This window comes from Kordiimonas sp., from assembly GCF_048260245.1.
Classification (GTDB): domain Bacteria; phylum Pseudomonadota; class Alphaproteobacteria; order Sphingomonadales; family Kordiimonadaceae; genus Kordiimonas.
Genome location: NZ_JBLXGZ010000021.1, coordinates 23,295 through 42,145 on the forward strand (window position 1 = coordinate 23,295; position 18,851 = coordinate 42,145).

Genomic DNA, 18,851 nt, shown 5'->3' on the forward strand with positions numbered 1-18,851 from the left:
GGTAAAACACGCGAAATTGACAGCGATGTCACCTGACATTCGTATAAATACCAACAAAAGGGACCATGCATGTTTGACCATCCAGGCCAGGGAAAAAGTGAAGCAAGGCGCCAACATTTGGCTGCTGCGTTTGATATCGCCGCCGGACTTATGGATGGCAAGCATGATCTGGATACATTGGCTCAGGACCTTGCGTCACGTGGGAAGAGGTGCCTTGACGCCCGCCTGGATGCGTTGTCTAATCAGTGGACTTCTATTTCCCGAAGTGAAAATGAAGAACGACTTGCCGCGTTGGTGCGGAGCTTCGCCGAGGACGGTGAAGGAGGCGTCATACCATTCTCGAATTTCAGCAGATTGCTTGAAGATGAGCTCGCGGGCTTGGTGATCACCGCTCATCCCACTTTCTCGCTTTCGGACAGTGCCTGGACTTATGCCCGGTCCTACCTTGGGGCCGTGTCTGGCGGCAAGGATGCTGTCGCCGCAGCGACAGCAAACCTTGAAGTTGATACAGTGCACCCGACGCGCTCGCCGACCCTGCATGAGGAACTTGAATACGCGCGTATAGCGGTTGGCAACATACGCCGCGCCATTCGTCGGTTCTATACTATCGTGTTTAAAGAAGCGGCTAAGTTATACCCGGATGACTATAAAACGTTACGCCCACGGTTGGCGACAGTCGCCAGTTGGGTAGGGTTTGACCTTGATGGTCGAACAGATATTGATTGGTCGCTTGGTCTATTGTTCAGGTATCGGTCAGCGCTCCATGGGCTTGGCGAGTGTCTTGCGCTGGCAAATACGACCGACTTTACCGGTGAAGCGGGCAACTGTTGGGCAACTATTCGCTCTGGTTTTGAGGATCTGCGCTCGTGTTTTGAGATGGGAGCGCGCACGCTGGAGGAACATCAAGCCACAGGCTCCAGTCTTGGGAAACTGAATCAGGTCGCGGTTGAGAACCGGTCCCGAAAGGAAGCAGCCGCGGCGCGTATCGGCGACGCTTTCGAAAAGTTGTTAACGCTCGACGTCCCGCATGAAAGCTGGTGTGCTGCAGCAACCCTTTATACCGAGTGGCGTTCCATCGGGCTGGGGCTGTCCCATATCCATTTCCGCCTTAACGCAGCGCAGCTTCACAATGCCATCGGCCCAGAAATACAGATGACAAAGTCTCCGGATCAGTCAGCGACCCGGCGCCATTTTCTTGCTGCTATCTCAGAAAAGTTAGATACTGTTGAGGCTAGGTCAGTGCATTACGGCACTCTCTCTCGTGAACAGACGACGGCGAAACGGGTGTTTATGACCGCGGCACAGTTCATGAAGCATTTTGACGCCGCAACGCGCATACGTATGCTAGTGGCAGAGTCGGATACCCCTTTCACGCTGTTGACGGCACTTTATTATGCCAAACTGTTCGGTGTCGAAGGTCACGTGGAAATCTCCCCCCTGTTTGAGACCGCTGTGGGGCTGGAGCGCGGTGATCGTGTCATTGCAGAGCTGTTGGATAACCCGCATTTTCTCGCTTACATCAAGAAGCAAGGCCGTTTCTGTTTACAGCTTGGTTTTTCCGACAGCGGGCGTTATATCGGCCAGCCCGCAGCGACATTGGCGATTGAGCGGTTCAAATTGCGGGTGATCCGTCTTTGGAAAGCACGTGGCCTTGGAGATGTGCAGCTTTTGTTTTTTGACACTCACGGTGAGAGCATCGGGCGTGGAGCCTATCCTGAAAGTCTAAAGAAGCGCTTTCTATATACTCAGCCGCCACGTGTACGTCAGTGGCTTGCGGAACTTGAGCAGCCAGAAAAACATGAAGTCAGCTTTCAGGGCGGGGAGGGGTTCCTGTGGTTTCTGGCAGAGGATACTGCGCTTGCGACCCTGACCGACTTTCTTGAGGTAAGGTTTGACAAGTACAGCGCCGATGATGACCCGTTTTACGATGAGAAAGGTTGGTCGCTTGATTTCTTCCTAACCCTCGTTGAGTATCAGAACCATCTGACTGACCATAAGGGCTACGTGCGCTTGATCGACGGGATCGGACGAAGCTTGTTGTATCCGACCGGGTCGCGCTCATTGCGTCGCCAGTCAGGTGGTGCAGTACACCAGCGCTTGGAACGTATCTCGCAAATTCGCGCTATCCCACATAATGCAGTGCTGCAACAGCTTGGTTATCTGGCCAACAGTTGCGCGGGGCTCGGCACCGCTATTGCGCGGTCTCCTGACCTTTTTGAAGCGTTGCATGCTAAATCGGACCGGCTGCAGATGGTTACTAATCTGGCGGTGAATGCGCTTGCGCGTTCTGACGTCGGTGTGATCGAATCCTATGCAAAAATCCTGAGCCCCGGCTACTGGCTTGACCGGTCTGACGAGACGCCTGCTACCGCTCGGCGCGAACAGTTGCGGCGGCTGTCAAAGTTGCTTGAGGACCTGTTTGAGGCAGATACCGTGGATGCATGTATCCGCAAGTTGCGCCGTGATGCCGGTACCCTGACAGATTGCATCTCAGAAGAGGCCATGGAAGCTGCTTTCGATGACGGTGCACCGGATGCGGAACTCTTTGAATTGCATCAAATCCGTATCGGGCTTATTCAGTATATATATCTCAAGGCGATGGAAATTCCGCGCTTCAGCACCCGGTTTGATTTTTCGCTTGAAGAGTTGTTGGTGGAACTGCTGCACCTTGAAGTCCCCGACACGATTACCCAGTTGCGTAAAATTTTTCCGGAAGCCCCTTTCGAAAGCAATGATGAGGTGTACGGCGAGGAAACCACTTATGAAGGCGGGGCATCCTCCGGGTATGTCGCCGCACATCGCGAGATTTTTGATAAGCTGGAATTAGCTTACGGTCTGGTGTTGGAAATCAGTGGCTTGATTGCGCTTAAGGCTGGCGCGTTTGGCTAACCGTATTTAGCGCGCTTCTGCATCGGTGGAGGTGCGCACGATCAACTCCGGAATAAACTCGTTTTTGCGTTCGCGATTGTTTTCAGACACAGCTTGCGGGCGCAAGTCGGCTATAAGCAGCATCATTGCCTGCCGGGCAATGTCCGCGATCGACTGAGCGGCCGTCGTGAGTGGTGGTTGTGCATGTTGGGAGAACGGACTGTTCTCAAAGCCAGCTATCGCCACATCTCCAGGTACATTGAGGCCCAGTGACTTGGCGGCGGCAAGTGCGCCAGCGGCAATCTCGTCATTGCAGCCAAAAATTGCACTTGGTTTTTTGCTTCCGGTCAGCAGAGATGTTGCACGTCGAAACCCACTGTCGAAGCTATATGAGCCTTTTAAAACCAAGTCTGTGTGTAATTTAATGCCGTTTTGCTCCAGCGCCATTCGGAAGCCCTCGAAGCGTTCGCCGCTGGAGTGGTGTTCCTCTTCTCCCAACAGGAAGGCAATGTTGCTGTGGCCTTTTTTTATTAGGTGATCGGCTACCGCGAAGGCCGCCGCTCGGTCATTGACATATACACAGGGCGAAGCCCCGGTTGGTATGCGGGACGCCGAAATAATTCGGACAAAATGAATGCCGCGATCATATAATGCATCGGTTATGCGATCATCTTCCGAGATAGGGGGGGCGATTACCAAACCCGCGAGGCGTGAATTACGCACGAGATCCGAAAGTTCCTCAACAATATCACCTGTCTTGGCGTCACAGGGGTGGATTTGCAGGCTATAACCGAGTTCGCGGCAGGCCCGTAACACGCCTTCCTGCACATCTACAACATAATAGGGATTTGGGTTGTCGTATACCAAACCAATTGCATAAGACTTGGTACCACGCAGGTTCCGTGCCGACATGTCGGGTTGGTATCTGAGTTCCTCTATTGCCTTCAGGACTTTCGTGCGCGTGGCATTCTTTACGGTGGGTTCGTTATTGATCACACGAGAAACTGTTTTAAGAGAGACTTCTGCGACTCTGGCGACGTCTTTGATGGTGGCCTTGCTCAAGTAATACCCCTGATCGCTGGACCGGAAGTGCGGTCGCTTAAATAAATCCGGCCCGGGCAGGCTCGCCCGATTCTCCCACGAAAACAACTTGCCACCTTTATGGCTTCTGGGGCTGGGCTAGTCAATGTTACGGTGTGGACCATTCGGTCAAGATCTTCCAAATGGCCTACTTTTCAAACACTTGCAATGATAACGATGTCATAAAAATGACAACGTAAACATTTTTTTTAAATTTTATTGGACAACGTTGTCATTTTTGAGCTTATTTAACTCGGCACTATGAGGCGTTTGCTTTGAACAGCAAGTCAGCTTTCTGTTCTACCTCTCTAGAGAGGGTGGATGTCGGATTAATCGAACTAAAAGACAAGGAGCAAACATGAAAGCTGCGTTTGATTACTTGTTAAAACTCCGGGGAGAGTATGTGTTTGAGTATCATTCTAGATATATCCGGCATAGACCCGAAGGGGGGCCGCAATGATTGAAACGGCACCTGTCGTTGCGGCGGATATTGGGGGAACTCACTCCCGACTTAGTCTCATCTCGCGTGCGGACCGTACCGCACGTCCGCTTGATATACGCAAATATCACAAATTTAGAAATGCCGATTATGGCAGCCTTGGCGAAATTCTGGATGAGTTTCTGGCCGGGGTTGATTGTCGAAATATCCGTGGCGCCGCGATCGCCAGCGCCGGATATTTTGTTGGTGATGACCTGATTGCCGCAAATCTGCCTTGGCGTGTGTCTCTCGCCGATATCCGCGCTCGATTGGGTTTGGATGCAATTTGCGGGATCAATGACTTCGTTGCGGTGGCATATGGCACGCTTTATCTAAACCCGGCTGATGTGGTTGCTCTTAACCACCGTGCTGTGCGACCTGAACAGGGCGCTATCGCAGTGCTTGGTCCGGGCACCGGACTTGGGGCATCTGTCCTTATGCAGGGAGCGACCGGACCGAGAGCGCTTAACACAGAAGCAGGACAGTCCGGCTTCTCCCCTGAAACAGATATCGAAGTTGAAATATTCAAACTGCTAAGGTCTCAGTACGGTTTTGTGCCAGTTGAAAAGCTACTATCCGGTCCTGGCCTTTTGAACATTTATAACGCGCTGGGCACCATCAATGGTCGCGTGGTCTCTCTTTCGTCGCCGGAAGAGATATCGGAAGCCGCGCTTGCAAACAGCGATAGCGCTGCAGTCGAGGCACTTTCTCTCTTTTGTGAAATGCTGGGTAGTGCGGTGGGTAACTTTGCGCTGTCTTATGGCGCGCGTGGCGGGATGTATCTTGCTGGAGGCATCCTGCCAAAAATTAGAAATTTTCTCATTGAGAGTGGGTTCATGGACCGCTTCACAGCGAAGGGCGACATGCGCCCTTTTCTGGAAGCCATTCCTGTCAACCTAATCGAGCACGGTCAGTTAGGCGTCATCGGCGCTGCTGGCTGGTACATGGATTCACTAAGCAGCAACTGAGGCACGGGGGTGTTCAGGGCTCTTGGATGAGTGGGTAACAAGTAAGGAGTTTATGGCTAGTGCCGTTATGGGAGTGGCATTGGCCCGATAAAGTGGGAACCAGGAGGAAAATATGCAAACGGGTAAAAAAATATTCTACCAGACTGTCAGCGTTTTGGCCATGTTGGGTAGTGCCAGCACAGCTTTTGCACAGGAGCAGGTAGCAGACGGCTCCGTGCAGGAGTTTGAAGAAATTGTCGTGACGGGGATAAGAGGGGCGTTGCGTAAAAGCCTCGATATGAAGCGCAACAATAACGCGATTGTTGATGCGGTCTCGTCTGAGGATATTGGTAAATTCCCTGACAAAAACGTCGCTGAATCATTGCAGCGCGTGCCGGGGGTGACCATCCAGCGTCAATTTGGCGAGGGTGCTGCGGTATCGATCCGGGGCGCCGGCAACGAACTGACGCTCACCACCCTGAACGGGCAGAATGTGGCCTCAACGGGCTGGTTCGTGCTTGAGCCAGCGAAGCGCAGCTTCAACTATGAACTGCTGCCATCTGAACTTGTTGGCAACATTGAAGTCTATAAAAGCTCACAGGCTGATCTCGCTGAAGGCGGTGTCGGTGGTACGGTTGTAATCAACACCCGCAAGCCGCTCGATATGGATTCGCTCAGCGTCTATGGTTCCGTTGAAGGCCAGCACCAGACAGACTCTGACAAGATTGATCCGCAGTTCTCGGGCCTTGTAAGCTGGAAGAACGAGAAGGAAAACTTTGGCCTGATGGTCTCCGGTGTATATCAGCGCCGTCACTTGCAGCGTCAGGGCAACGAAGCGTTCTGGGAATGGGGCGCAGGCCCTGTGGCATTTGAGCAGGATCGCCGTCGTTCTGCTATTACAGCGACAGCTCAATTCCGCCCGACAGAGAATCTTGATATCGTCGCCAACTACATGGACATGAAGATGCGCGCCGATAACACCAACTATGCGCTGTGGCTGACGCAAGGAAATACGTCCTGGTCGGGTGTCGATGTGCCTGATAACTGCCTGCAGAACGGCACACCGGTTTGCGGCCCGATCGGACTTGCGTATTATCAAGCGCGTCCGCGTGAAGCGACAATGAATTCCAGCGTTTATGATGTGACGGCGACCTATGCTGGTGACGGCTATCAGCTTGAACTGCAGGGCGGTCACACGACATCGACTGGCGGTACAGACTTTGAGATGGTGGTTGATGACGGTTCTGGCGGCGTGCCGGTACCGGGCGGCACCTATGATTTCACGAATGGTGAACAGACGTGGGACACAAACGGCTTCGATATTTCAAGTTATGATCCCGGCAGCCTGACCATGGGCACTGGGCCAAACTTCAACCGCACGCCAAAAACCGATCAGGAGACATACGCGCAGGCAGACCTTGAGTTTGATGTGGACTTTGGACTGGTGAAGTCAATCAAGACCGGCCTGAAATACGCGGATCATAATTCCACGAGCCGCCGCTTTGAGTATATCCAGGCCGCAGGCTTCAACCCAACTATTTCTACAGATGGATTGATCCTTGGCACCATGGACATTGGCGCGGGTGATTATCAGATGCTGCAGATTGACGCCGATGCACTGAAGGATTGGGCAAAGGCGAGCATCACCGGTGAAAACGAAGACCTTGGTGCCTACAGCGAGATCGACGAGATCAACATCTCGGCATATGCCATGGCTGCGTTTGAAGGTGATGGCTTCCGCGGTAACTTTGGTGTTCGTTACGCGCATACAGATGCGACCTCTACATACTATCTGGATGGTGCACAGACCGAGGCTGAAGCCAGCTATTCGGAAATTCTGCCAAGCTTCAACATTGCGATTGACCTGGCTGATGATGTGATCCTCCGTGGTTCGGCGGCGCGCACGATGGCACGGCCACAGTATGTGGATATGTATGTGAACCCGAACGTGACAGGTTCCAACGATGACCTGCCGAACAACCAGTTCTGGATTGTTGGCAACGTGGGTCTGAAGCCGTTTGTCGCCAACCAGTTTGATCTGGGTGTCGAATGGTACTTCGCTGAAGGCTCGCTCTTCTCCGTGGGTGTGTTCATGAAAGATGTGAAAAACTTCGTGAACTTCACGGAATATCATGCAAATGCAGGGCAAATTCCGTTTGACCTGCCAGCGGAAGAGGCCGCTAACGGCTGGACCGTGCAGGAAAAGATCAACGGCAAGGCTGCGACGATCAAAGGCTTTGAAGCCCAGTTCCAGCAGGACTTCCAAAATGGTTTTGGTGCGATCCTGAACTATACGTATACGGATACCTCAACCGATGCGGATACCTTTGTTGATGGTAACCCCTACTTGAGTGACAGCTCCAAACACTCTTACAATGTGACGGGCTATTATGAGGCTGAGAGGTTTCAGACACGGGTGTCCTACAACTGGCGGTCAAGCTATATGCTGCGCGAATCCGGTTCTTACGGCAACCGGCTGCATAAGCCATATGGCAGTCTGGATATGAGTGCATCTTACTTCATCACCGATCAGGTCTCCCTGAACCTTGATGTCGTGAACCTGCTTGAGGACCGCTCGAAGCAGTTTGGGAACAATGTGGAAGCAACACCCAATAGCGGTTTTACCGGAGGCTTCCCGCTATATGAGTTTGAGATGGCGCGGCGTGTGACGCTGGGGGTCAGCTTCAAGCTCTAGATGTAGGCCAAAGAAAAAGGGGAGATATACTCCCCTTTTCTCCTCAACCGGTATAAGTTGGCTGATCAATTTTAATTCCAATATGGGAGCGACCTGTGGCGCGTATTGTACCTTTGCATCCTGATCAGCACAGCAAACTGAAAGTCAAGGACGGGGCTGAGTTTCACCTCGTTGAAGGCGAGCATATTATTCCGCTTGTTGTGCATGAATTTGTGGCGGCTGCCACGGATATGCCTGTTGTTTTTGTAAAAAACACTGACACAGGTCAGTTTCAGGCAGTTGCCATGTTGGGCATCAAGCCCGGTGAAAACCTGTACACAAAAGACGGCAAGTGGCTTGGTATGTATGTACCGGCTATCCTTACCCAGTCTCCCTTTAGGCTGATGCCAAACAGTCATAATCAGGAGCAACTTATTCTTGCGGTTAATGAAGAAAGCACCCTTGCCGATGACGATGAGGGCGAACTGCTCTTTGGCGAAGACGGTCAACCGACTGAATATCTCAAAAAGCGCCAAAAAGGCGTTGAGACATATTTTGAGCATAGCCAGGTCACCCAAGGCTTTATGGCTTTGCTGGCCGAGATGGAGTTGCTTGTTGAGCGTACGCTCAACATTGATGTTGGTGAGGAAAAGATCAACTTGTCAGGCATCTATTTTGTCGATGAGGAAAAACTGGGTGCGTTGCCTGACGAGAAGTTTATGGATCTCAAGAGGCGGGGTTTTCTGCCAGTGATATACGCGCATCTTATCTCGCTCAACCAGATGCGCCGACTTGGCCAACTCAAGACCGAACGGGGTTAATGGAATTGAGGGCACGGGGTTGAAATGACGCAGGATGGCAGCGGGCAGAAAAACATCAAGCATGTTCTTGTCGTCGGTGGTGGCACCGCCGGCTGGTTGACCGCTTGCCATCTTGCCCGTTCCCTGAGGCCGGATACGCCGGACGGGGTGAAGGTCACCCTTATTGAAAGTGCCAATATTCCTACCATTGGTGTGGGTGAAGGCACGGTTCCGGCGATCCGTGCCTCGCTCGAGCATCTTGGCATTCGCGAGACAGACTTTGTGCGCGACTGTGATGTGACGTTCAAACAAAGCATCAAATTTGTAGATTGGCTTCACGCGCCGCGAGCGGGCGAAAGTCATGCCTACCACCATGTGTTTGACTACCCTGACCGACGCACACTGGACCCCACACCCTATTGGCTGATGGGGGAGGTGAGTAACACGTCCTTTGCGGATGCCGTGTCGGTGCAGGAGTATCTGTGTGAAGGTAACTTTGGCCCGAAGGTGATGACGCACACCGAATATGACGGGGCGGTCAATTACGCTTATCATCTGGATGCCGCCAAGTTCGCTGCCTTCCTGACCAAACATGCCACGGAAAGGCTGGGGGTCGCCCACAAGATCACTAACGTTACGGATGTGAAACTATCAAGGGATGGCGATATATCCGCAGTGATGACAGACAGCGAAGGCGCGCTGGAAGCCGATCTCTTTGTTGACTGCACCGGTTTTGCCTCGCTCCTGATTGAAAAGGCCATGGGGGTCGGTTTCATCTCCAAGGACGATGTGCTTTTTGTGGACCATGCGTTGGCCGCGCAGGTGCCGTACTTGAGCGAAAATGAGCCAATACCGTGCCATACCCTTGCGACGGCCAGAGAAGCCGGATGGATTTGGGATATCGGGCTGTCGGCCCGGCGCGGTACGGGCTATGTCTACAGCGCCCGGCACACGGAGCATGACCGAGCGGAAGAGGTTTTGCGAAACTACCTGCGCACGAGCGTCGGTGACATGGCAGACAAGCTTGATTGCCGTCGCATCCCCATGCGGATTGGCTACCGTGAAAAATACTGGGTCAAAAATTGTGTGGCAATCGGGCTTTCGCAGGGTTTTGTGGAACCGCTGGAAGCCACGGGCATCCTGATTTATGACGCAACTGCGCGTATGCTGGCGGACCAGTTCCCGGCGCACCGGCGGGCGATGGATACACTCGCCACCCGTTTCAATGCTCGCGTCCGCAATGCGTGGGACCGGGTGATCGATTTTATCAAGCTGCACTATTGCCTGTCACAGCGGGATGATAGCCAGTTCTGGCGGGATAACCGCGACAAGGCCAGTATTCCGGACAGCTTGCTTGAAAACCTCGCCGTCTGGCGTGACCAGCCACCCAGCAGCTATGACTTTGCGTCCAAACTCGATGTCTTCAACCTCGATAATTATCTCTATGTACTATACGGCATGGGGTTTGAGACCAACATGGCGCCGCTCAAATCACGTTATCAGGAGGGCGCGGCGTCGCAGGAATACTTCAGGCGCATGCGGTCCTATGCCGAGCATCTGGCATCAGGCCTGTTACCGCACCGCGAGCTTATCGCACGTATCAAACACTATGGGTTGCAGCGAGTTTAGGGGGCTTTATGGACACGCAGAAACCTAAATCACTGGTGATCGTGGGTGGGGGCTCTGCAGGCTGGATGACGGCGGCCTATCTTAACCGCCTGTTCAACCGCGAGCGGCAGAACTTTGACATCACGGTCATTGAAAGCCCGGATATCGGCATCATTGGCGTGGGGGAAGCAACGGTGCATAGTGTGCGCTTCTTCCTCGCTGCCATGGGGCTGGATGAAGAAGAACTGCTACGGGAAACGAATGGTACACTCAAGACCGGGATACTCTTCCGGAACTGGATGAAACCGCGCGGCGGCAAAACCCACGAATATTTCCACCCGTTTGAACAGCAGAAGCTTGGCCGGGGCATTGATATTTCAAGCGCCTGGATGGTCGCGGGCCGTGACGCGGTCGAGCGTTACGATGAAGGCGTGAGCCTGAGCGCCGCCCTCATCCGTGCGGGGCATGGGCCAAAGGGCCCCAATTCCCCTGCCTATCAGGGGGTGGTGCCCTACGGCTATCATATCGACGCCACCATGCTGGCGCGGTTCCTGCGGCGCAAGGCGGTTGAGGCGGGTGTGAAACATGTTGAGGCAACGATCACCGATGTCCAGGTTAAGGGCGACAATATCGCAGCGGTCATCGCGGGGAAGCAGCGTTTCGAGGGGGCTTTTTTCCTTGATTGCACCGGCTTCCGTGGGCTGTTGATCGACAAGCTGAAGGCGGACAACTGGAACTCGTTCACCGACGCATTGCCGTGCAACAAAGCCGTGGCAATCCAGCGGGAGTTGGCAGCGGACGAAGCCCCAAAACCCTATACGACGGCAACCGCGCTGTCGAACGGTTGGGCGTGGCAGATTGACCTCACGGGCCGGCAGGGCTCAGGCTACGTCTATGACGGTAACAGGCTGTCAAGTGAAGCGGCAGAGGCCGAGTTGCGAGATTTCCTTGGGCCGCACTCCCAGATACTGAAATGCACACATCTGAATATGAAGGTAGGGTGCCGGGAAGAATTCTGGGTTGGCAACTGCATTGCCACTGGCCTTGCGGGTGGCTTCATCGAACCGCTTGAATCCACCGGTCTACACCTTATTAATCTAGCGGCAGGGTTGATGGGCACACACTTGCTGGCGGATAGTCCCGCACGGGCCAGTCGCGACAGCTTCAACCGTCTGATGCGTGGCTTTTATCAGGATCTCAAGCAGTTCATCGTATTGCACTATTGCCTGACAGACCGGGACGATAGTGACTTCTGGCGCGCCGCGCCAGCAACGGTGAAAGAGGTGCCGTGGCTTGAAGCCCAGCTTGAGGTCTGGCGGCACAAGGTTTGTGAGTTTCATGACCTTGCGGGCAGCTTTTCGACTACGTTTTCAGACGAGAACTACCGCTACATCCTTTACGGCATGCAGCATTATCCGAAGCTGAATTTCTGCATGAGTGACGTGGCGGTAGAGGGGTTGTTTGCGGGGGTCAGGAATATGAGCAAACAGGCGCTGGCGGCGACAATGCCCCACGACGCCTATTTGCAGAAACTGCGAGTTTAGCACCCGCACGGTGCACCAGGATGGTTGCAGGCTCCGGGCATGACCTCCCACGGGAGCCTGTTTCCAGCCAATCAGTCGAATTTCGGCTGAACATTGGGGAACTGGGCGGTGTAGGACACTGCACCGCCCATTTTTTATACTGATAGTGAGTTAGGGGCCTTGGGCCGGGGGAAGACGATGAAAATGAAATTGCTGGTAACGGTCGCGGTGTCACTTGTGTTGTCGGGGTTCCTGATAGCCTGCCGCGAGGAGGGCACCGCACAAACTATACAGGCACCTGCAATTATCCCGGCGCCGGCGCAGCTTGAAACTCGCGAGGGCAGTTTTGAACTGACCGCCAATACCAGCATTGCGGTGCCCGCGGGTGACAAGGTGTTGGCCCGCACAGCAGCATATCTGGCTGACAAATTGCGCACTACGACAGGCCTGACCCTGACGGTTATTGAAGGGGGAGATAACCGCGCGGGCATCCGGTTTGCACGGGCGAGTGGCGCCATGGGAACTGGTGCCTACAATCTTGCGGTTGATGCCAAGGGGGGCATCGTTCAGGCTAGCACGGACGAAGGTTTTTTCTATGGTGCCATGTCGCTTTGGCAACTGGCTGACCCACAGGCGCACGGCACCTTCATGCCGTTCGTGGAGATCACGGACAGCCCACGGCTTGAATGGCGCGGCGCCATGCTGGATGTCAGCCGCCATTTCCGCAGCGTGGACTTTGTGAAAAACTTCATCGACTGGATGGCCGTTCACAAAATGAATGTGTTCCACTGGCACCTGACGGACGATCAGGGCTGGCGGATTGAGATTAAAAAATACCCCAAGCTGACAAGCATCGGTGCGTGGCGTGTGCCGGCAGGTGACGCACCGCAGGCGGACATAGACCCCGCCACAGGAGAGCCGCGTCTGTATGGTGGTTTTTATACGCAGGAACAGGTGAAGGACGTGGTGGCCTATGCCGCTGAGCGCTTCATCACCGTGATGCCGGAGATTGACTTGCCCGGCCACGCATCAGCAGCCGTGGCGGCCTACCCTGAATTCGGGACAGAGCCAGTGGAAGCTGTGGGTTCAGACTGGGGCATATACTATAGCACCTTCAACCTTGAACCAGCGACAATCACCTTCCTTGAAGATGTGATGGATGAAGTGCTTGCGTTGTTCCCCAGCACATTTGTGCATATCGGCGGGGATGAAGTTGCCACCAGGCAATGGGAAAACTCCGCGCGTATCAAAGAGCGCATGGAAGAACTGGGTATTGAGAATGTGCATGAAGTTCAGCCCTATTTCACCCGCCATTTTGCCAACTATCTGGCCGAGCGTGGCCGTCGTCTGATCGGCTGGGATGAAATCCTCGAAGGCGGCTCAATCGCCGACAGCGCAATCATGTCATGGCGCGGCATCAAGGGCGGGGTGGAAGCGGCGAAGGCGGGTCGTCAGGTTGTGATGGCACCAAGCCCGATTTATTATACCGATTACCGCCAGAGTTACCTGCCGGATGAACCTCCGGGGCGCGACCATGTGCAAACCCTTCAGGACATTTATGAGTTTGATCCATTTGAGGGTTTGTCAGACGAGGAAGCAAAGGCCGTGCTTGGGGCGCAGGTAACCGTCTTCACGGAGCATATGCGCACCGAAGAGCGTGTTGAAAAAATGGCGTTTCCGCGCGCGCTCGCGCTGGCGGAGCGTGTCTGGTCTCCCGAAGGCGCTAAACCGTTTGATGATTTTGCTCGCCGCCTGATGCCCCATATGGCGCGGTTGAAGGCTATCGGACTGCACCCTGCTGACAGCACCTATGCGGTGCGCTTTGATGTAAGCCCGGCAACGGGTGGCAAGCATACCGTTACACTTGATACCCAGTCAGGGCAGGGTATCATTCGGTATACGCTGGACGGAGGTGAGCCAAATGCGGCCAGCCCGGTCTACCAGGCACCGTTGGTGCTGGGGGACGATGCGGTGGTGCGTGCCGCCAGTTTCTATCAAGGCACAGCCTTGTCACACGTGCGTGAGCAGGAGCTGGACTGGTCCTCCCGCACTTTCCGTAACGAGGATGAACTGGCGCTGTGTTCCGCAGACCTTGCCATCAAGCTGGATGATGATTGGCCGCGAGATGGTGAACGCGCCAACTTCCTGATCGATATCGTCAAACCGTGCTGGGTCTATGAAGCACCGGATATGGCGGGGGTGACCGGGGTCCGGATCAGTGTTGGCAACCTGCCGTATAATTTTCAGATCGGGGATCTGATCAACAAGGTTGAACTGAAGGAGCCGCAAACCGAGGCAGGTGAAATTGTCGTCTTTAAGGATAGCTGTGATAGCGGTATGGAACTGGCGCGCTTGCCCTTGGAAGTGGCGAGCAAACACTACGGCGTGACGACACTTGAGGCCCCGCTGGAGGGTGCAGCAGAGGCGCAGGCGCTGTGCTTTCAGGTGGCGGCAAGCCACTATGAACCCTTGTGGGCGCTCGACTGGGTGCAGCTGGAACGGCGCTAACAAACCCACGATGAAGGGCGGGAAGCGGTCAGCTTTCTAATAAGGACGTAAACGCTAGATTGCAGACTTTAGCGCTTCGGTGCCTGTTCGCATTCCTTGCTATTGATATTGTTGGGCCTTGTTATGTTGAGTTCGAATAGTTAAGACTGACAGAAAGGTTCATTTAACAGAATGATAATTGGATAAACTGTTGAATTAAGGTATTTTTTATAGGGGCCTTAGATGTCAGGCCTCTCTGATTATAGTTAGAGAGCGAAACTTTAAAAGGGGTGCCGATGTATTCTCAGACTGACGGGACACAAAAATCACGTAATAAGTGGGGCATTTCGCCACCCGTGTTTTTCCCGGCGGCAATAGTTATTGGCCTTCTTGTCATCGCCACCATTTTGATGGGCGACAATGCGGCAACTTTTTTTGGCGCTGTTCAGGCTTGGATATCGAAAACCGCAGGATGGATTTACATGTTGGCGGTCACAGGTTTTCTTGTGTTCTGCCTATATTTAGGGTTCAGTCGGCATGGGCAAACCCGCTTGGGCCCTAACCATTCGCGCCCTGAATATAGTTTCATCTCCTGGTTTGCGATGTTGTTTTCCGCAGGTATCGGCATCGGGCTTCTGTTTTTTGGTGTCGCTGAACCGCTGATGCATTATCTGGCGCCACCAGATGCGGACCCGCGCACCATTGAGGCCGCGAAAGAGGCCATGCAGATTACCTTTTTCCACTGGGGCATCAATGCGTGGGCCGTATATGCGGTGGTGGGCTTGGCATTGGCTTATTTCAGTTTCCGCCACAGGTTGCCGCTTACAATTCGGTCAGCGCTTTATCCTCTGATTGGCGAGCGAATTTTTGGCCCGATTGGTCACGCGATCGATGTTTTGGCGGTCATCGGTACGCTTTTTGGTGTGGCTACGTCACTGGGGGTCGGTGTATCGCAGGTTAATGCAGGGTTGAATCATTTGTTTGATGTTCCGATCACTTCAACTGTACAAGTGATCCTGATCGCTACCATCACCACCTTCGCCACGATTTCAGTGGTGTCAGGCCTTGATGCGGGTATTAAACGCCTGTCTGAGTTGAATATGATTCTGGCGGTCCTCCTGTTATTGTTTGTTATTGTGCTTGGTCCAACTGTGCTGTTTTTCAATAGCTTTGTACAAAATTTGGGGCTGTATATAGGGACTGTCGTTGAACGTAGCTTCCGCTTGAATGCCTATACGGGCGATCATGAATGGATGGCAAGCTGGACGCTGTTCTACTGGGGATGGTGGATCAGTTGGTCTCCTTTCGTTGGAATTTTCATTGCTCGCATCTCACGCGGCCGCACGATCCGGGAATTTGTGTTTGGCGTGCTTCTGGTACCTTCAATTTTTACATTTATCTGGATGACTGCTTTTGGCAATGGCGCCCTGTCGTTTGAAATGGCCGGGGCGGGCCTGGCCGATGCTGTGGCGGCAAATATGCCTCTGGGTTTGTTTGCATTTTTTGAGCAGTTACCGCTCTCAAATATCGTATCCTTTATTGCAATTTTTCTGATCGTTACCTTTTTTGTTACATCTTCGGATTCAGGGTCGCTGGTCATTGACACCATCACGTCGGGTGGCCACATGAACCCACCTGTCTGGACCCGCGTGTTCTGGGCTGTGACCGAGGGCGTTGTCGCCGCGGTGCTAATGTTCACCGGAGGCTTGGGAGCATTACAAACTGCCACGATAGCCACCGCGCTCCCATTCACCCTGGTGATCGCTCTGGCCTGTATGGGGATGATGCGTGGGCTTCGGATGGAAGCGGCCAAGGCCATGGGCGCGCGTGTGGCACCTGATGTACAAATCGTTGGTGGCAGCGGCTCATGGAAGCAGCGCCTGGACGCGCTTTTAAGTTATCCAACACGTGCGGAAATGGATGCTTTTGTCATGGAAACCGTTAGACCCGCCCTTGAAAAGGTGGCGGTTGAAATGCGGGGCTGTGACCATGCTGCAGAAGTGGAATTATCCGAGGATGGGACCGAAATCCGTATCCTGCATGGCGATGAGATCGACTTTCTCTATTCGATTGAGGTTCGGCCATTGCTGCAGCCTGATTTTTCATACACGGGTAAGGGGACACAAAGTAAGCGTTTTTATTGGGCGGAAGTCCACCTGCTGGAAGGCAGTCAGCACTATGGTGTGTTTGGTTTTTCGCAGGATCAGTTGATCCACGACATCCTCAGTCAATATGACAAGCACGTTCACTTCCTGAACATTGTCCGGGCATAACGAAGCTTTCAGGTTTGAGGGCGTAATGCCGCATCGAATATTGCTGTTTATTGAGCAAGCGGTCCAAGTGCTTTTTTCAGCGGAGCCAGATGTTCATTAAACGGGCGCCATGGCTCCAGCCCTTTTTGATTAATTGGCTGGCGTACCTGTTCGGAGCTTGCCGTGCGAACCGATCGCTGTGTCTTGTGAAAGTTTAGACAGGCTTCTTCAAATGCGAGGCCGCAAAAATCAAGAATGCGCCGGACCTCCGTGTCCAGGTCCTCGACCACATCTTCATACCTAACGCGCAGTATCTTGCCTGGCAATGCCCGGTCCCAGTGGTCCATCAGTTTGACATAGTCCCGATAATAACGGCCCATTTCCTCCAGCCCGTATGTGAATTCCTGCCCTTCGGCAAACAGCTGTTTGAAGCCAGAAAAACAACAGGCCATAGCATCCCGTCGGGCGTCAATGATCTTGGCGTTAGGTAGAATCAGGTTGATCAAGCCGATATGGCGGAAGTTATTGGGCATTTTGTCGATGAAGAAGGGTGCGCCTTGGCGGTGGACACGGGTGTCAGTGAGATAAGCAGCGCCCATGGCTTCAAGCTGCTTGGCCTCCATTTGCCACAGGTTTTTCGGGTAACCGTCTTCCGCGCGGGTATGCCGTTGCGCCCGGAGCTTATGGGCGAGCGACAGAATGTTTGGCAACTCCATCGTACCGTCCACCTGGCTATGTGATGCCAGGATTTGTTCCAGCAGGGTAGAGCCTGCACGCGGCAGACCAACAATAAAAATAGGGTCTGGGGCCGGGTTGCCGTTGCCGCTGAACTTGTCGAATAGCTCGGCGGTACAAACTTCTGCCTGTACCGTCAGTTCTTCTTCCATTTGGTCGGCGCTATAGCGGCATTGAAGATGTTTTAGCTTGTTGCCGGTTTCATAGTGGCTGAAAGAACGCCCATAGTCCTCCCGGTCTTCAAACGCTTTGCCCAGTGCAAAATTCAGCTGGATACGGCTGTCGAGCGGCAATGCCGCAGACGAGGCCTGCGCCAGCATTGCATTCAGTTCCGGACCTTCGAAGCGGTATGTTTTCAGGTTTGCCAGTGCGTGATATGCATCGGTATGATCGGGTTGGGCTTTCACCGCCGCCAGATATGAGGCAATGGCTTCCTCCTGCCGGCCAATGGTTTTAAGGGCATGGCCTTGGGAGGTCAGCGTTGCAGCATCGGCAGGCAGGATTTTAAGAATCTTTTCAAAGGTTTTCAATGCGGTGTCATAGTCGCCGGCCTGTAGGCTCTCGATTGCGAAATGGCTCTGGAAGACAGGGTTTTCCGGCGCGCTCTCATACAGGGTTTTAGCCTGAGCCAGAGCATCCTCAAACTTTTGTCGCTTCCGTAGTACCGCGATATAGTCCAGCCGTACCTGAATGTTCGCAGGCTCAAAAGCCAGCGCGCTTTCCAATAAAAACTCGGCCTCTTCAAGCGCGCCGAAGCGTGTGCCAATGTCTGCCAGAAGGCGCATTCCTTCGGTATGTTTGGGGTTTCCCTTAAGAAAGGCCCGGCACAGTTTTTCCGCTTTGAGGAGCTTGTCTTCATAAATAAAATTGGTCACTGCTTGCAGCTTGCGCGGTAGTTTCGCGAGCCTTGTCGCTTGCGCAGCGGCCTGCTGGGCTGCTGCCATTTCACCAGCGTTTTGCAAGAGTTCGGCTTGGGCCTGCCAACTGGCAATCAGGGCGGGGTTTGCACGGCATGCCAGGCGGTAAGCTGTCAACGCCTTTTTGGATTGCCCAAGCGCCCTGAATACATGGCCTTCTTCCTGCAGTGCCCTGCCAAAATCAGGCGCAAGTTCCTTAAGCTGGTTTAGCGTTTCAAGCGTGCTGTCGGTGTCGCCTAAATAGCGTTCGCACACGGCCTTCATATAAAGCGCATCAAGGTCGACAGGATTGGCGTCAAGGGCTGTGGTCAGCATGGTGAGCGCATCACCAAACCGGCCATCATAAATCGCCGTCTGTACCTTTTTAAGCGCGGTGATGTGGGAGGTTTGCTGCATAGGCTTACCATAGGGCCTGTCGACCGGGTGGGGAAGAGAGAAGGCGCCCGATGTGGAGCGCCTTCAAGTGTTTTCTGATCTGTGGC

General features: G+C 53.7%; 10 protein-coding genes. 8 read left to right on the forward strand and 2 right to left on the reverse strand.

Annotated features, from left to right (window positions below; genetic code table 11):
• The first annotated feature begins 69 nt into the window (after positions 1-69).
• Positions 70-2,889 carry a phosphoenolpyruvate carboxylase gene (locus ACN0VM_RS11580; RefSeq protein ID WP_417451043.1) on the forward strand — a complete coding sequence of 940 codons (2,820 nt, stop codon included), beginning with the start codon at positions 70-72 and terminating at the stop codon, positions 2,887-2,889.
• A gap of 6 nt (positions 2,890-2,895) precedes the next feature.
• Here the strand turns inward: ACN0VM_RS11580 and ACN0VM_RS11585 are convergent, their stop codons facing one another.
• Positions 2,896-3,930 carry a LacI family DNA-binding transcriptional regulator gene (locus ACN0VM_RS11585; RefSeq protein WP_417451044.1) on the reverse strand — a complete coding sequence of 345 codons (1,035 nt, stop codon included), beginning with the start codon at positions 3,928-3,930 and terminating at the stop codon, positions 2,896-2,898.
• 474 nt (positions 3,931-4,404) lie between these two features.
• On the opposite strand from ACN0VM_RS11585, the gene glk reads away from it, so the two are divergent.
• The 7 genes from glk (at position 4,405) to ACN0VM_RS11620 (ending at position 16,738) form a co-directional block, all read left to right on the forward strand.
• Complete coding sequence (gene glk, locus ACN0VM_RS11590; protein WP_417451045.1) at positions 4,405-5,394, forward strand: glucokinase; 990 nt, start codon at positions 4,405-4,407, stop codon at positions 5,392-5,394.
• Between the two features lie 112 nt (positions 5,395-5,506).
• Complete coding sequence (locus ACN0VM_RS11595; protein ID WP_417451046.1) at positions 5,507-8,068, forward strand: TonB-dependent receptor; 2,562 nt, start codon at positions 5,507-5,509, stop codon at positions 8,066-8,068.
• 95 nt (positions 8,069-8,163) lie between these two features.
• On the forward strand, positions 8,164-8,868 hold the full coding sequence (locus ACN0VM_RS11600) for a SapC family protein (RefSeq protein WP_417451047.1): 705 nt from the start codon (positions 8,164-8,166) through the stop codon (positions 8,866-8,868).
• A gap of 24 nt (positions 8,869-8,892) precedes the next feature.
• The gene (locus ACN0VM_RS11605; RefSeq protein WP_417451048.1) at positions 8,893-10,476 is read left to right on the forward strand and encodes a tryptophan halogenase family protein; all 1,584 of its coding nucleotides are present in this window, start codon (positions 8,893-8,895) and stop codon (positions 10,474-10,476) included.
• A gap of 8 nt (positions 10,477-10,484) precedes the next feature.
• Complete coding sequence (locus ACN0VM_RS11610; RefSeq protein WP_417451049.1) at positions 10,485-11,999, forward strand: tryptophan halogenase family protein; 1,515 nt, start codon at positions 10,485-10,487, stop codon at positions 11,997-11,999.
• A 177-nt stretch (positions 12,000-12,176) separates the two neighbouring features.
• Positions 12,177-14,486: a beta-N-acetylhexosaminidase gene (locus ACN0VM_RS11615; RefSeq protein WP_417451050.1), complete on the forward strand. Its 2,310-nt coding sequence runs from the start codon at positions 12,177-12,179 to the stop codon at positions 14,484-14,486.
• A 275-nt stretch (positions 14,487-14,761) separates the two neighbouring features.
• Positions 14,762-16,738, forward strand: a complete 1,977-nt coding sequence (locus ACN0VM_RS11620; protein WP_417451051.1) for a BCCT family transporter — start codon at positions 14,762-14,764, stop codon at positions 16,736-16,738.
• A 47-nt stretch (positions 16,739-16,785) separates the two neighbouring features.
• Here the strand turns inward: ACN0VM_RS11620 and ACN0VM_RS11625 are convergent, their stop codons facing one another.
• Complete coding sequence (locus tag ACN0VM_RS11625) at positions 16,786-18,765, reverse strand: sulfotransferase (protein ID WP_417451052.1); 1,980 nt, start codon at positions 18,763-18,765, stop codon at positions 16,786-16,788.
• Positions 18,766-18,851: the final 86 nt, after the last annotated feature.